We start from the raw sequence: 16,017 nt of genomic DNA, 5'->3' as shown, positions 1-16,017 counted from the left end.
ATAGTTGAGATGACCTGCATCATCTTTCCCCTTTTCATGAAACGGCCTCATCTGGCCGCTAACAAATCTTGTATCTGATACCGGGGTTTTTAAACAACAATTTTGATGATGTGCTTATACTACAGGCATGGTATCAACCCGATATTGAAATATTATTATACACTTAAACTTGACCTTACAAATGAAAAAAGTAGCATTAATAACCGGAATAACCGGCCAGGATGGCGCATACCTTACCGAACTTTTATTATCAAAAGGGTATGAGGTTCACGGTATAAAAAGAAGAAGTTCGCTGTTTAATACCGATAGGATTGACCATTTGTACCAGGACCCGCACGAAAAAGATATTAACCTGGTTTTACACTATGGCGATTTAAGCGATTCAACCAATTTAATAAGGATCATACAACAGGTACAACCGGATGAGATCTACAATCTGGGTGCTATGTCGCACGTTAAAGTGAGTTTTGAAACTCCTGAATATACCGCCAATGCCGATGGCATTGGTACTTTACGATTGCTGGAAGCTATCAGGATCCTTGGGCTTGAGAAAAAAACCAGGATATACCAGGCTTCAACTTCCGAGCTTTATGGCCTGGTGCAGGCTGTACCGCAATCTGAAACCACACCGTTTTATCCCCGCTCGCCATATGCCGTAGCAAAAATGTACGCTTACTGGATAACGGTAAACTATCGCGAAGCTTATGGCATTTACGCCTGCAACGGTATTTTGTTCAACCATGAAAGTCCTTTGCGTGGTGAAACCTTTGTAACCCGTAAAATTACCCGTGCTACAGCAAAAATAGCCATGGGTTTACAGGATAAACTATACCTGGGGAACCTTGATGCAAGGCGCGATTGGGGCCATGCCAAAGATTATGTTGAGGCTATGTACCTGATATTACAACAGGATACCCCAACCGACTATGTAATAGCCACGGGTATTACAACTGCGGTACGTGAGTTTATAAGAATGGCTTTTGCCGAGCTGGGTATCGAGATTGAATTTATTGGCAGCGGCTTAAAGGAAAAAGGTTACGTAATAAGCTGCAGCGATCCTGAATACCAGCTTGAAACCGGTAAGGAAGTGGTTGCTGTTGATGAAAAATATTTCCGCCCTACCGAGGTCGACCTGCTGATAGGCGATCCAACGAAATCAAAAACACTTTTGGGCTGGGCGCCTAAATACAATTTAAAGGGCCTGGTAAGTGAGATGGTTGCCTCGGATGTGGATTTGTTTAAAAGAGAAAAGCTGTTAAAAGATTCCGGTTATGCCATTAAAAACCAGTTTGAATAATGGAAAAGGACGCCAAAATATACATTGCGGGGCATCGCGGTATGGTTGGCTCAGCCATATACCGTAAACTGGTTAAAGAGGGCTTTACAAACTTTGTTACCCGCACTTCTGAAACGCTCGACCTGAGAGATCAGCAGCAGGTTGCCGTTTTTTTTGCCGCAGAAAAGCCTGATTATGTTTTTTTGGCTGCTGCAAAAGTGGGCGGTATAGTAGCTAACAATACTTACCGCGCCGAATTTTTGTATGATAATTTGCAGATCCAGAATAATGTGATCCATCAGTCGTACCTCAATGGCGTAAAAAAGCTCATGTTTTTGGGCTCAAGCTGTATCTACCCTAAAATGGCCCCGCAGCCTTTAAAGGAAGATTATCTGCTGACAGGGCCGCTTGAGCCTACAAACGAGCCCTATGCCATTGCCAAAATTGCCGGTATAAAAATGTGCGATGCTTATCGGGCGCAGTACGGCTGCAATTATATTTCCGTTATGCCAACCAATTTATATGGTTATAACGATAATTATCACCCGCAAAATTCGCATGTTTTACCGGCATTGATCCGCAGGTTTTACGAAGCTAAAACGGAGGGACTGGCAGATGTAACGATATGGGGGACAGGCTCGCCCAAACGCGAATTTTTGTTCGCCGATGATCTTGCCGAAGCCTGCTACTATTTGATGTTAAACTATAATGAAGCCGGCCTGGTAAATATCGGAACCGGGGAAGATATAGCCATTAGTGACCTTGCCTTACTGATTAAAGAAGTGGTAGGATACACCGGTAATATTAGCTTTGATACTTCAAAACCCGACGGCACGCCAAGGAAGCTCATGGATGTTTCAAAACTGCACAGTAAAGGCTGGAAACATTCGGTTGAGCTGGAAGAAGGCATCCGGCTTGCCTACCGGGATTTTTTGGGTAAGATCAACGCCAATCATGTACAATTTAATTCTGTTAATCAACATTAAAGCAACACATGAACAAAAACTATTACGCAATAATTTTAGCAGGGGGCATCGGAAGCCGTTTTTGGCCTATAAGCCGTACATCGCACCCTAAACAATTTATCGATATTATTGGCAGCGGAAAAACCTTGATACAGGATACTTATCAGCGCCTTTCTAAAACCTGCCCCAAAGAAAACATTTTCATATTAACCAATGAAAGTTATACCAAACTGGTAAAGGAGCAGCTTCCGGATATAACAGATCAGCAAATATTAACTGAGCCTGTAATGCGCAACACTGCTCCATGTATAGCCTACGGCTGTTTTAAAATAGAAAGCCTGAACCCGGATGCTGTGATTGTTGTGGCACCATCAGACCAGCAGATCCTTGATGAGGATGCCTTTGTAAGCTCCCTCGAAAAATCGTTACAAACAGCTGGTGAACACCATTGCCTGGTAACATTAGGTATTAAACCATCAAGACCTGATACCGGTTACGGCTACATTCAATATAATGGCAGTGTTATAAACAACGACTTCCACAAAGTAAAAACCTTTACCGAAAAGCCAACGCTGGATATTGCCAAAAGCTTTATTCAAAGCGGCGATTTTTTATGGAACGCAGGCATTTTTGTTTGGTCGGCCAGGGCGATATTAAAAGCCTTTGAAACATATATGCCCGATTTGCATGATATTTTTGCTGATGCAAGGCTGGTATATAATACAGAAAAGGAGGTTGCGCATATCAACCAGGCTTATCAGCATTGCATCAATACTTCAATAGATTATGGTGTGATGGAGAAGGCAGATAATGTTTATGTACTGCCATCAGATTTTGGATGGAGCGATTTGGGCACCTGGGCATCTATATATGAACTATCCGAAAAGGATGGAACAGGTAACTCGGTAACCCCAAATGAAAAAGTGATCATGTACAATTCATCTGATTGTGTGGTAAATATGCCTGATAATAAATTGGTAATACTGCAGGGTTTACACAATTACATTGTGGTTGAAGCTAACAACACACTGCTCATCTGTCCGCGAAATGAGGAGCAAAGCGTAAAACAAATTGTTGCCGATATAAAGAGCAGATTTGGCGCGGAATATATTTAATTAAGCAATATGTTAACGCCTCTCACCGATTTAACAATCATTGGAGGCAGCATATAAATACCCCTTAAATAACAATAAAGGAGGCTGTTTTCGGAAGAGAGCGGCCTTTTTTATTTGTTAACGGGTAGCCGTATTTTAAATAGAAACTTCCTTAAGCGCGTAGGTTGCAGCCCTGCTGGCGGTTAACAATTGGCATGCCTGGGATACCTGTACGGATTCTGCAGGGTATATTGGTTTCCCGATACGGACATGCAGGCACATACCTTTTTTATTGAAGAGCTCGGCGGGCAGCATTGCAGTTTGCAGTGATTTATGAATATACCGGAGCAAACTGAACCCGATACCATTATCGCCATAAAAATAGACCGGCAATACTGGTACTTTTGCCCGCTCCATGATTTTACCTACCACCGGATGCCATTCCCTGTCGGTGATTTTCCTGGTTTTAAAGTCAAAAGCCGAAACTTCTCCTGCCGGAAATATCGCGACAGGTACGCCCGAACGCAGTTTATGAAGCGTGGTTTTTAATCCTGTAATGCTTGAAGTATCTTTAATACTATCAAAGGGGTTTACGGCAATAACATACTGTTCAAGGTTGGGCACCCTTTTTAATAGGAAATTACCCATGAACAAGGTCTCGGGCCTGGCTGTAACCAGCAGGCTAAGTAGTGCGAGGGATTCAATAGCACCAAAAGGATGGTTAGCAACAGCAAGAAAACTGCCGGTTGCGGGGATCTGTGCAAGATCTTCAGGATCAACTTTAATGGTAATGCCTAAAAAATTGAGTATAAACCTGCTGAAATCAACGCCTTCCAGGTCACCGGCCTGCTCCATCATGCGGTTGAATTTATCAATCTTCATCAGCCGCATAATAACAGAGCTTAAAAAGGAGAATTTACTGGTACCTGTTGCTGCTATTATATCACTTTTACTAATTACCGCCATTTGGTGAAGATAGTGTTATAGTGTGAACTTATAACAGCATCCGGGTTAACCTTTTATACCTGCAGTAAATAGATGATGCTATTATTGCTTCAGTAAACCGGCAAAAAATGGTTTAAGCTGCTCAGCTAAAATCTGGTGATCGGCTACGCTGGGGTGTCCCGAACATCCATGGGCCTCCATTGGCTCGAAAAAAAATGTAGAAACAGGTTTATCCGCAGGATAACCCGCATCAATAGCTGTTTTTACCCTGCTCAAACATCTTTGTAATATTTCTCTTGAATTTCCCTTTATCATCGGACTGGAAAGCAGGGCGATCTGAGCTTTGGGATATTTTGATTTCACCAGCTGCACAAACTTTACGTAATCGTTAACAAAGCGGGCGGTATCAAATGCTGCCCTTGCTGTGCCATCACCATTACTCATATCGTTGGTGCCTAAGGCAATGCTTACAATTTTAGGTTGATAGGTTTTGAAATCCCATTTCAGCGAATCCTTTTCCTGAAAGTTAGCATTTTCATATACCAATGGCATGGAAGGGGAGTCCCTGTTCCAGGTGCGGTAAACACCTATGCCGCTAACGCTTGATAAAATAAAATTGGTATTTAATGCCCTTGCTACCCTTGGGCCATAAGCCATATAGGCATTGTGATGGTCCTGGTAATCGCCGGTGCCGCAGGGGATCTCTGAATCATCAGCCGCCGCTCCACAGGTAATGCTGTTACCAATAAATTCTATCAGCGGGAGTTTGGGGATAGATAGGTTTTTAATGCCTTCGGCAGCAATTTTTGAAAATATCAAAGCTCCCGATGTTGCTTCTGTAGCCTTATAGATCCAGATGCGGTGCGTGCCTGCGCTATTGGCTTTGATGATAACCGGCGTCTTCAAGTTCCCGTCTATCCTGATCCTTTTTTGATAGGTACCATCAAGTTCGTATTGCAGGTAATTATGGCCAGCCGCATCCGCAATGCTTACATATATGGCGCATTCATTCCCTTTAAAGCTAAAGCCGAAATGAGCGGCGGAAGTAATCAGCGCTAAGTTGTGCTGATTGTTAATGAGTGTGCGGCCAATTGGCTTTAGATTGGGTGCAAAAATGGTATCAACTTTGCTTTTTGCATTGCTTTGCAGCACGCCAAAAACAGATAAGATAAAGGCAAATAATATCCGGCTTTTCATTGTATCACAAGATTACCGATATTGATGCCGGAATCCAAATACATAAAATTAATCGGTATAAAATGCTGTAAAAGTATCACCACAGGCAGACGCGAAAGCCGGTATGGTTAAAGGGCCAGATTATTGCTGGCCATGTTGATATTTATAATGTAAATTCTTAAGTGTTTCGATAGTTGCCTCATCTGTAGAGATCCCATAGCCTGTTACTAACGTGCCTTTAACCCCATCGGTTGATGCAAGCGCGTAAACAATAGCTTCATCGGCAGGGTCAGATGGTCCTTCATAGCGGTACAGGTCGACTATCTTAAATTCCTTTACCGGGAAAACTTCTTCACCTGCTTTAAGATGATCACCTTCAAGGCTAAACTCATGGGTATAGCCCTGTTCTTTTAATTTGCTTATAGCTTCGGTTACCGTTGCGTAATGAAATTTTTGTTCTTGCATGAGTAGGATGTTTTTAATGTTATAGCTAATATACAATTAAAGTATGCTGCCTGTTTCAGTAATTTCTGCCGAAAATGTTTCGGGCTGCACCAAAACAAAGCGTACCAAACTAAATTCCTGCTTAATACAATCGCGGATGCGGTCAATAGCCTCATTGATCTGTTGTGTATCAAGATCTTCCTTAAAAGCCACGATCAGCATTAAAATAATTTCATCTGGCGATTGATAGGTGGACAGCATGTGCATTACTTTTAAAACAGTACTGTCACGTTCAACAAGGGCAGTGATTTTAGCCCTCGATTCAGACGAAATCCCTTCGCCCATGAGTAAACTCCGGCTTTCCCGGGCCAGTATGGCAGAAACGCCAACCAATATCAACCCAACCAATAATGATGCTATGCCGTCAAGTACAGGGATATTATAATGGTGGTTCAGGAACATGCAAATGCCAACAATGAACAATCCTGCAACGGCAGCGCTATCCTCAAACATCACTAAAAAGGTTGATGGGTCTTTGCTTTTTACAACAGCATCCCACCAGCTTTGATCGCCCCTTATTGCGTTAAATTCTTTCAGGGCGATAATGAGCGATGAGCCTTCAAATATGATGGATAATCCCAAAACGATATAACTCAGCGTAGGATTGCCAAGCGGTTCGGGTTCGCGGATATGTAAAATGCCCTGGTAAATGGATAACCCTCCGCCCAGGCCAAATATCATGATAGATACAATAAACGACCAAAAATACAACTCCTTGCCATACCCAAAAGGGTGCGTTTTGTCAGGCTCCCTTCGTGCCCGGTGCAAGCCAAGTAATAACAGCAGTTCATTGGCCGTATCAACCAATGAATGGATCCCTTCAGAGATCATCGATCCGCTTCGCCCGATAACACCTGCAATAAATTTGGTTATCGCTATCAGCAGATTGGCAATAAGTGCGCTGTATATCGATTTTTTTGATGAAGCCATATTGTTTAGTGTGCTATTACTTCAGCATCGCCAAGTTTTTTAACATACAGCTCATCAACCAAAATCACAATGATAGCTACAATAGGCACAGCCAGTATGATACCAAGCACCCCCGAAAGCGTACCCATAACCACCTGGCTGATGATGGTAAGGGCAGGCGGCAGGTTGATCATCCGGTTTTGTACTATAGGCACCACGATGTTGCTTACAATAGTTTGCGATACGATATAAATAAGCGCCACAATGATAGCTGTATTAGTGCCCATGGTAAGCGCCAGTAAAACGCCGGGAATCATCGCTATAGCCGAACCCAAATTGGGGATAATCTTTAACATACCTGCAAATAAGGCTAATATTAGTGCAGCAGGGATCCCCATAATGCTTAAGCCGGTGGTAAGCAGCACGCCCAGTAATACCATAGATAACAGCATCCCCTTAAGCCAGCCTTTAAGCGAAATACTGATCCTGTCCATGATATCCTGGCCTAATTGTTTTTTCTTATCGGATAGTAAAATGAGGATACCGTTTTTATAAACATCAGGATTGGCGGTAAAAAAGATGGTTAAAAATAAAATGATATAAATATCACCGAGCACACCAAAGCTGGTGCTGAAGAAGTGCTGCACAGTTACAACAACTTTATCAGGATCATTGTCGCCCGAAAAATAATCAAGGATCTGCTGTCCGGTTGGATTTGATGCCAGTTTGGCCTTAAAATTATTAACCGTATGCGGCAGCGTATCTTTTAACAGTGTTATCTGATGCTGTATGGTTGTGCCCATCAAATAAAACAAACCTGCTACAATCAAAAATGAACCCAACACAGATATGATCATAGCATAACGCCTGCGCATTTTGGTGTTGCGCTCTATCAGATCGCCCAGGCCGTGAAAATACGTGGAAATGAGCGCGCCCGACAGGATCATCAGCAATACGTTAAAAGCCACGCGTGCTATCAGTATTACTACAACCAGGAGAGCAACAATGGCAACGGTGTGCCATACTTTTTCAATATAGGTAAGTTCTTTTTCTTTTTTTGGGGTCATATGGCAGGTGTTTGTTCCATTAACACATTAATGTGCCTTAAATGTTTTGATTAGGGATAATTTAAGGTTAAGGAGGTGTTAGGAGATTATTAAAAAGTATAGGTTATAAATTGATCACGCCATATCGACTCACCCCGACATCGCTACACTTGTCACCCCTCTCTATGCAAGCGTAAAGAGGGGATTTTTACATCTTATTTTTCCCTACTCTCTTTGCGAAGCAGAGAGGGTGGTCAAGCGAAGCGTAGACCGGGTGAGTCAACTATGCGACTTGTTTTTTTACTTTTTAAAATATTTTAAAAAGAAAGTGTAACAATTTAAATAAGATTTTGTAAAATTATCCGGCCAAAGGATTTTTAGCGATATTAGTTAACGCTGAACCAAACCATAATCAACCAATTAATGAAAAAAAACTATTACATCGTAACGCTAATCATGCTTACGTTTTTCGTTATCTCTTTTTTAACCAATATCATCGGCCCGCTATCGCCCGAGTTTATTAAAGATTTTAAACTGAGTGATGCAATGGCGGGGTTATTACCCTTTGCGTTTTTTATTGCATATGGGGTAATGTCAATCCCATCGAGTATGCTGGTTCAAAAATACAATGAGAAAACCATTATGGTTGCAGCGTTTGTAGTGGCGTTTTTTGGCTCGTTGTTGCTGGCTGTTTATCCTAACTATCTTACTGCAATACTATCCCTGTTTTTAATTGGCTGTGGCATGGCCATGTTGCAGGTGGTGATCAACCCGTTGCTCCGTACATCGGGTGGGGAAGAAAATTATGCGTTTACATCGGTGTTGGCACAGCTGATATTTGGCGGGGCATCGTTTGTTAGTCCGCTGGTTTACTCTTATATGGTTAAAAATATGGGTAGTAGTAAAGGCAGTATTTTTCCTTTATTGGAAGCGCATGTGCCCACAACCATGCCCTGGATTTCGCTATACTGGCTGTTCGCGGTTATTTGTTTGGCCATGTTTGTGATCATGCTGATATCTAAGTTTCCTAAGGTTGAGCTGGCACACGATGAAAAGGCCGGCCCATGGAAAACCCACGTTGATCTTTTTAAAAAGCCTGTAGTTATAGCCTATTTTATAGCACTGTTTTGCTATGTAGGCAGCGAGCAGGGCGTATCCTACTGGATGTCACAGTTTTTATTGGAGTACCACAAGTTTGACCCGCAAACAACGGGTGCCAATGCGGTAGCCTATTTTTGGGGATTGATGACAGCAGGCGGCATTTTAGGTTTGCTTTTACTGAAGATCATGGATAGCCGTAAACTTTTGGTGATCTTTACTATCCTGGCGCTCATTTTCCTTACGCTTGGATTATTCGGAGGCCAGGAAACGTCGTTATACTCATTTTCGATTGTCGGCTTTTTTATGTCGGTAATGTATCCAATCATATTTTCCTTGGCATTGAGTTCGGTAGCCGAAGATCATGGTTCATTTGCAGGCATCCTGGTTACGGGTATTATCGGTGGAGCGGTTGTTCAATTATTGATTGGTGGTTTGGGCAGTTTGTTTGGATTAAGGGAAGGCATGTGTTTCCTCTACATCACATTCGGCTATATGCTCAGTATTGGCTTTTGGGCTAAGCCACTGGTTACCAATAAAACTATTTTTGATAATAAAGCATAACATATAAATGAGCAATATAAAAGTTATAGGCATTGATCTGGGCGCTACCAATATCCGTGGTGCTGTGGTCAATAACAACGCTATTAGCAATATTATATCCCAACGGATAAAAAGTGATGGCAGTGTTGAAGATGTATTGAACGATATTTATATTGTTGTTGATGCCCTGCTGCAAAACGATACAGCCAGTGCCATCGGGATAGGCGTGCCAAGTGTGGTTGATGTAGCCGAAGGGATTGTTTACGATGTGCAGTACATCCCATCATGGAAGGAAGTACACCTGAAAAAACTGATGCAGGAACGCTACAACATCCCGGTATATGTAAACAATGATGCCAATTGCTTTGCTGTAGGCGAATTGTATTTCGGAAAAGGAAAAGGTGCAGACAGTATGGTTGGCGTTACTCTTGGTACCGGGCTTGGTACCGGCATTATCACCAATGGCAAGTTGTATGCAGGTCACAATTGCGGTGCCGGGGAGATCGGTTTTTTTCCATATATCGATAATATCCTGGAATACTATTGCAGCGGCTCGTTCTTTAGTAATGTGTACGGATTAGATGGCGTGCAGGTATTTAAAGATGCACAGGCCGGTGATGTCCGTGCATTGGAACTTTATGCCGAATTAGGTACCCATGTAGGTAACGCAATAAAAATGGTCATGTATGCTTATGATCCTAAACTGATCATTTTAGGCGGATCGGTAAGCCATGCTTTTGAATATTTTAAAGATACCATGTGGCAGCAGGTAAAAACCTTTGCCTACACAAAAACGCTTGAACGTATAAAAATTGAGATCTCAGAACTGCAAAACAGCGGCATCATCGGTGCAGCTGCCTTGTATTACGATAACCAGAAATAAACCTGATCTACCATGAAAAAAATATTATTAATGTCGGCAATGGCCCTGCTCAGCGCAGGGGCTTTTGCACAGGGGCGACAAGAAAATTTTAACCTGCTGTTGAAGGATGACTGGCAAATGCAGTCGGTAGTTACAGCACCTGCCGCGGCTACGGAAATTTCCAAAGAAAAATTTGATACACAGGGCTGGTATAAGGTAAGCGTGCCTTCAACCATTTTGGCAGGTTTACTGGCTAACCATGTTTATAATTTCGACCCTTTCATGGGCAAGAACCTCGAAAAACTTGCCGACCCAAAATTGGATAAGCCATGGTGGTTCAGGAGGGAATTTACACTGCCTGCCGCAGAAAACGGCAAAAATGTGATTCTTCGCCTGCATGGCATTAACTATAAGGCCAATGTTTGGCTCAATGGCGTAAAAATAGCCGATTCAACAAAGGTAAAAGGCCCGTACCGCATCATTGATCTTGATCTCACTAAAAACATTAACTATAGTGGTGCTAATACTTTAGCTATTGAAGTACTGCGGCCATTCACCCCAAACAAACGTGATGGCGACCTGGCTATTGACTATGCCGACTGGATCCCGTACCCCCAGGATTATAATGGTGGTATCATCAATAATGTAGAGGTGAAAACCTACAACAAGGTAGGCGTTAAGTTTCCACTGGTTACTACCGATTTTGATCTGCCTTCGCTTGCCGTAGCTCATTTAACCGTAGATGCACAGGTAACCAACTATACCAACAAACCACAGGACGCGGTTATTAAAGGTAAGATCAACGAAAATATTGCCTTTGAGAAAAGGGTACACCTGCTGGCTAATGAATCAAAGAATATTAATTTTTCGCCTGTTGAGTTTAAGCAACTTAACGTTAAAGATCCATCCATCTGGTGGCCATGGCAATATGGTAAACCAAACCTGAACCGCATTGAGGTTTCGGCTGTGGTTGATAAAAAGCTGAGTAATTCGGTAGCCGAAAGTTTTGGGATCAGGGAATTTACTTCAAAAATTATTGACGAGAACCAATCGCGCCAGTTTATCATTAACGGCAAGCCTATTATGCTGAGAGGCGCGGCCTGGTCGCCTGATATTTTTCAGCGCCGGTCGACAGAAAGACAGGAGCAGGAGATTCGTTTGGTACGGGATATGAATATGAATATTGTACGCTCTGAAGGTAAAATGGAAGATGATAATTTTTATGACCTGTGCGATAAATACGGCCTGATGGTAATGAACGGCTGGATGTGCTGCGGCACCTGGCAACACCCCGAAAAATGGGATGCCGCCGAGCGCAAGGTTGCCATGGCTTCAGACAGTAGTGTAATGTACTGGCTGCGCAACAAGGCCAGCTTGTTTGTTTGGCTCAACGGCAGCGATATGCCACCAACTGATACCTCGGTTGAGCGCGATTACCTGAAAATAGAAAAGCAACTGAAATGGCCCAACCCACTGCTGGCAACTGCCAACGAAAGTAAATCGAAAGTATCGGGCTACAGCGGCGTGAAAATGGCTGGCCCATATGAGTGGGTGCCGCCTATTTACTGGGAAACCGACGCTACCAAAAAGTTTGGTGGTACTTACAGTTTTGCGACAGAAATTTCGCCGGGGCCATCAATCCCGCCATATGAAAGCCTGATCAAGTTTATTCCTAAAGACTCACTGAACGTAACCTCGGCCGATTGGAACTACCATTGCGGCACAGGCTCATTCGGCACAACAAAAGTATTTACCAAAGCACTTTACGGTCGCTACGGCGAAACAGCATCCATCAAAAATTATGTAGCTAAAGCGCAGGCTCAAAACTATGAGGCACACCGCGCCATGATGGAAGCATACGGATTAAACAAATACCAAACTGCCACAGGTGTAGTGCAATGGATGCTCAGTAACCCCTGGCCGGGCATCATCTGGCACACTTATGATTATTACCTGTACCCGGCAGGTACGTATTTCGGTATGAAAAAAGCCATGGAACCGCTGCATGTGCTGTATTCGTACAAAACAAATGAGGTAGCGGTGATCAACTCGTATCTGAAAACTTTTAGTGGCTTAAAGGTTAAGGCAGATGTTTATAACCTGGATGGTTCAAATAAATTCAACAAAACGGTTGTTGCCAATATTGGTGCCGATGCATCCAAAAGATTGTTCGCCCTGCCTGCTATTACCGGTTTATCCGATACTTACCTGTTACGTCTCGAGCTGAGTGATAAAGGCGGAGAATCCAAAAGCATCAACTGGTACTGGCTCTCCAAAAAAGGAGATGAGCTGAACTGGAAAAAATCAAACTGGTTTACTACACCACAATCGGCCTATGCTGATTATTCGGCCTTGCAATCCTTACCCAAAACCAAACTGACCGTTAATCAAACCAGCAAAGCCGAAGGGGATAGTACTTCATACATCGTAAATATTAAAAATACAGGAAGCGCGGTAGCTTTCTTTGTGCATCTGCGTGCTTTAAAAGGCCAGGGTGGCGATGATATTTTACCGGTGATCTTCAGTGATAACTATATCTCATTAGCACCGGGAGAAAGCAGGGTGATTAAATGTACTTACAATACTAAGAATGCTGATGGTGCTATGCCGTATTTGCTAACCTCAGCCTGGAATTTGGATACCGCCGGGAGTAGCGGGGATGGTGGGTTTGAGGATGGGTTGCCGAAGGAGTAGAATATCACAATAATGAATAATTGTCATTTCGATAGAGCCGCAATGGGATAGAGCACGGGGGCGAAAGAGAAATCTTATACGTGCGAAAAGCGTAAATGTATAGTCCGCCGTACAGGGCGTATAAGATTTCTCCCTACGGTCGAAATGACAATTTTATTTTCAATTCAAATGCCCGCCACGCAACTTCGCCTTATAATAACTTGGCGTAATACCCTCTATCTTTTTAAAAGCCCGGCTAAAGTAATTGAGGTTATTAAAACCGGCTTTAAAACAAGCTTCGGAAATGCTGTTATGAGGATTGTTCATCAATTGCTTGGCTAATTGCAGGCGCTCCTTAATGATATAATCAACCGGCGAAATACCCAGTTCATGTTTAAACGCCCGGAAAAAACTGGCCTTGCTCATGAAGGCCATCTGGCTTAAGGCATCAATATTAAGCTTATCGCTTAAATGCACCCTGATATATTCCAACACATAAGCAAAGCGACTATCGCTTGATAGCTCATGCAGGTTATCGCTGATCTCGTGCAGGTTTTGCATCTGCATAATGCGGATCAGCAATTCTTTTAAAGTGAGGTTGGCCAGTACATCTTTAGTCAAAGCATCGCCGGTACTAATGCGGATGAGTTTATTAATAAGCTGGGCAAGCTCGTAATTATTAAAAAAGTGGAACTGGTTGTAGTTTAGCTGCCATACCCGTTTATCTTCCCGCGGGTAATTCTCGTTTAAAAAATCAAGCGTATCGGCAATTTCCTGGTGATTGATGGCAAGGGCTGTACATTGCGAGGGCTGGTTGATGGTAGCCTCCGGGAAGTCAATTTTCATGGTAATATTTGGCGGAACAATGACGGTTTCGCCGGGGAGGTAGTCAAAGCCCGGCTTATCAAACAGGTGCATTACTTTTTTGCCCCGCAGCATGCTGGTAATTACCAGGTCGCTAAAAGTTAAGGGCACCAGTTCGCTGCGCTGAAAGGTTTCAAAAACGTTGAGCTCACAATGGTTCATGGTGTAAGCCTTGCGGTTTTCAATCAGGGTATTCAGTTCTTTTCCGTGTGAAAGGCTTAGTGGAGATAACAGGGTTTTGTTATTCATAGCCGTTTATAATTTAAGCCAAATTAGGCATACTTATTTTGATTAACAAACGGGCGTAAAAAATGCGACCATTGTGCTACCATTTGAGAGCATAATGCAAATGCCTTACAGCGAGGTAGCTCTACATTAGTACTACCAAAAAAACATAAAAAATTATGAGCGCTGTTTCTAAACCATCCTTTAAGGATAAGTACGACAATTTTATTGGCGGCAAATTTGTTCCGCCGGTTAAAGGCGAATATTTTGATAACATTTCGCCCATTGATGGCAAGGTGTTCACCAAAGCTGCACGATCAGGAAAGGAAGATGTTGAACTGGCTTTAGATGCCGCCCATGCCGCATTCCCAACATGGGGCAAAACTTCAGCTGCCCACCGTGCATCTTTATTAAATAAAATAGCCGATGTTATTGAAACAAACCTGGAGTTTTTGGCCGTTGTAGAGTGCATTGATAACGGTAAAGCCATCCGCGAATGCCGTGCTGCCGATTTGCCATTAGTGATTGATCATTTCCGTTATTTTGCCGGTGTGATCCGTGCCGAAGAGGGGGGCATTTCCGAACATGATGAATATACCGTAAGTATTTGTTTGAACGAGCCATTGGGTGTGGTAGGCCAGATTATCCCCTGGAATTTTCCGCTGCTGATGGCCACCTGGAAAATTGCTCCGGCGCTGGCCGCAGGTAATTGCTGCGTGGTGAAACCGGCCGAGCAAACGCCAACATCAATTATGGTGCTGATGGAACTGATCGGGGATATTTTGCCTCCTGGCGTTTTGAATATCATTACAGGTTTTGGTCCGGAGGCAGGTAAGCCGCTGGCTTCATCGCCAAGGGTTGCTAAGGTTTCCTTCACCGGCGAAACCACAACCGGTCGCCTAATTATGCAGTACGCTTCTGAAAACCTCATCCCGGTTACTATGGAGCTTGGCGGTAAATCGCCCAATATTTTCTTTGAATCGGTTGGCGATGCCGATGATGAGTTTTTTGACAAGGCTATTGAAGGTGCTGTGCTGTTTGCCCTTAACCAGGGCGAGGTTTGTACCTGCCCGTCAAGGATCCTGGTACATGAAAATATCTACGATAAATTTATGTCGAAAGTGATTGAGCGCACCAACGCCATCATTATGGGTAATCCGCTTGACGGAAGTACCATGATGGGCGCACAGGCCTCCAACGATCAGTACGAAAAAATCCAGTCCTACCTGAAAATTGGTAAGGAAGAAGGCGCCGAGGTACTTTGCGGCGGCGAGATTAAAAAACTGGATGGAGAATTGGAAGGCGGCTATTATATTCAGCCAACCTTGTTTAAAGGCAATAACAAGATGCGCATTTTTCAGGAAGAGATTTTTGGCCCGGTTGCCTGTGTAACCACATTTAAAACCACCGAAGAAGCCATCGCGATAGCTAATGATACGCTTTACGGCTTAGGTGCCGGCGTGTGGACACGCGATGCGCATGAGCTTTACCAGGTGCCGCGCGCTATACTGGCCGGCAGGGTTTGGGTAAATAACTACCACGCTTACCCTGCACATGCACCGTTCGGAGGCTATAAAAAATCAGGTTTTGGTCGCGAAAATCATAAAATGATGCTTGGCCATTACCGTCAAACTAAAAACATGCTGATCTCATATAATAAGAACAAGCTGGGATTTTTTTAATCCCGGCTTTTACCAATTTGATCCCTCGTTATGTCATTGCTGTACGGGTTTAGTAATTCGGTAACAGAATCAGGTATTTTATTTGTTGTTTACGGATGCCATTTCAATAGGTTTTTTACCATTAATACCCTGATGAGGCCTTTCCCAATTATAGT

At 43.2% G+C, this 16,017-nt stretch carries 13 protein-coding genes; 7 read left to right on the top strand and 6 right to left on the bottom strand.

Translation table 11 applies throughout. The annotated features are described in order from the left end of the window. The first annotated feature begins 181 nt into the window (after window positions 1-181). From gmd to ACFFGT_RS07695, 3 genes are read left to right on the top strand one after another with little or no spacing between them, the layout of a single operon-like run. Window positions 182-1,297, top strand: a complete 1,116-nt coding sequence (gene gmd, locus ACFFGT_RS07705; protein ID WP_377021933.1) for a GDP-mannose 4,6-dehydratase — start codon at window positions 182-184, stop codon at window positions 1,295-1,297. After that, window positions 1,297-2,262, top strand: coding sequence for a GDP-L-fucose synthase (gene fcl / locus ACFFGT_RS07700; RefSeq protein WP_377021932.1), 966 nt, complete (start codon window positions 1,297-1,299; stop codon window positions 2,260-2,262). Before gmd ends, fcl begins: the two co-directional genes overlap by 1 nt. An 8-nt stretch (window positions 2,263-2,270) precedes the next feature. After that, window positions 2,271-3,356 carry a mannose-1-phosphate guanylyltransferase gene (locus ACFFGT_RS07695; RefSeq protein WP_377021931.1) on the top strand — a complete coding sequence of 362 codons (1,086 nt, stop codon included), beginning with the start codon at window positions 2,271-2,273 and terminating at the stop codon, window positions 3,354-3,356. 135 nt (window positions 3,357-3,491) lie between these two features. Here the strand turns inward: ACFFGT_RS07695 and ACFFGT_RS07690 are convergent, their stop codons facing one another. The 5 genes from ACFFGT_RS07690 to ACFFGT_RS07670 all read right to left on the bottom strand — a co-directional run bounded on the left by ACFFGT_RS07690 (window position 3,492) and on the right by ACFFGT_RS07670 (window position 7,936). Further along, window positions 3,492-4,301 carry a lysophospholipid acyltransferase family protein gene (locus ACFFGT_RS07690; protein ID WP_377021930.1) on the bottom strand — a complete coding sequence of 270 codons (810 nt, stop codon included), beginning with the start codon at window positions 4,299-4,301 and terminating at the stop codon, window positions 3,492-3,494. 81 nt (window positions 4,302-4,382) lie between these two features. Next, entirely contained in the window at window positions 4,383-5,477 is a 1,095-nt protein-coding gene (locus ACFFGT_RS07685; protein ID WP_377021929.1) for an SGNH/GDSL hydrolase family protein, read from the bottom strand. Window positions 5,478-5,597: 120 nt separating this feature from the next. Continuing rightward, window positions 5,598-5,921, bottom strand: coding sequence for a phosphoribosylpyrophosphate synthetase (locus ACFFGT_RS07680; RefSeq protein WP_377021928.1), 324 nt, complete (start codon window positions 5,919-5,921; stop codon window positions 5,598-5,600). 36 nt (window positions 5,922-5,957) lie between these two features. Continuing rightward, on the bottom strand, window positions 5,958-6,890 hold the full coding sequence (locus ACFFGT_RS07675) for a cation diffusion facilitator family transporter (RefSeq protein WP_377021927.1): 933 nt from the start codon (window positions 6,888-6,890) through the stop codon (window positions 5,958-5,960). A gap of 5 nt (window positions 6,891-6,895) precedes the next feature. Continuing rightward, window positions 6,896-7,936 carry an AI-2E family transporter gene (locus ACFFGT_RS07670; RefSeq protein WP_377021926.1) on the bottom strand — a complete coding sequence of 347 codons (1,041 nt, stop codon included), beginning with the start codon at window positions 7,934-7,936 and terminating at the stop codon, window positions 6,896-6,898. 402 nt (window positions 7,937-8,338) lie between these two features. On the opposite strand from ACFFGT_RS07670, the gene ACFFGT_RS07665 reads away from it, so the two are divergent. The 3 genes from ACFFGT_RS07665 to ACFFGT_RS07655 are packed head-to-tail and all read left to right on the top strand — an operon-like array spanning window position 8,339 to window position 13,112. Then, window positions 8,339-9,577: an MFS transporter gene (locus tag ACFFGT_RS07665; protein WP_377021925.1), complete on the top strand. Its 1,239-nt coding sequence runs from the start codon at window positions 8,339-8,341 to the stop codon at window positions 9,575-9,577. A gap of 7 nt (window positions 9,578-9,584) precedes the next feature. Next, on the top strand, window positions 9,585-10,439 hold the full coding sequence (locus ACFFGT_RS07660) for an ROK family protein (protein ID WP_377021924.1): 855 nt from the start codon (window positions 9,585-9,587) through the stop codon (window positions 10,437-10,439). Between the two features lie 12 nt (window positions 10,440-10,451). Then, window positions 10,452-13,112 (top strand): glycoside hydrolase family 2 protein, encoded by a 2,661-nt coding sequence (locus ACFFGT_RS07655; protein WP_377021923.1) that lies wholly within the window; start codon window positions 10,452-10,454, stop codon window positions 13,110-13,112. Window positions 13,113-13,271: 159 nt separating this feature from the next. On the opposite strand, the gene ACFFGT_RS07650 is transcribed toward ACFFGT_RS07655, so the two are convergent. After that, entirely contained in the window at window positions 13,272-14,204 is a 933-nt protein-coding gene (locus ACFFGT_RS07650; RefSeq protein WP_377021922.1) for an AraC family transcriptional regulator, read from the bottom strand. A gap of 155 nt (window positions 14,205-14,359) precedes the next feature. Here ACFFGT_RS07650 and ACFFGT_RS07645 point away from each other — a divergent pair, with 155 nt between their 5' ends. After that, window positions 14,360-15,862 carry an aldehyde dehydrogenase family protein gene (locus tag ACFFGT_RS07645; RefSeq protein ID WP_377021921.1) on the top strand — a complete coding sequence of 501 codons (1,503 nt, stop codon included), beginning with the start codon at window positions 14,360-14,362 and terminating at the stop codon, window positions 15,860-15,862. Window positions 15,863-16,017: the final 155 nt, after the last annotated feature.

It is taken from the genome of Mucilaginibacter angelicae (assembly GCF_042434235.1).
Classification (GTDB): Bacteria; Bacteroidota; Bacteroidia; order Sphingobacteriales; family Sphingobacteriaceae; genus Mucilaginibacter; species Mucilaginibacter angelicae.
Note: the sequence above shows the minus strand (reverse complement) of the source record. Positions and strands in the feature narration are given on the sequence as shown.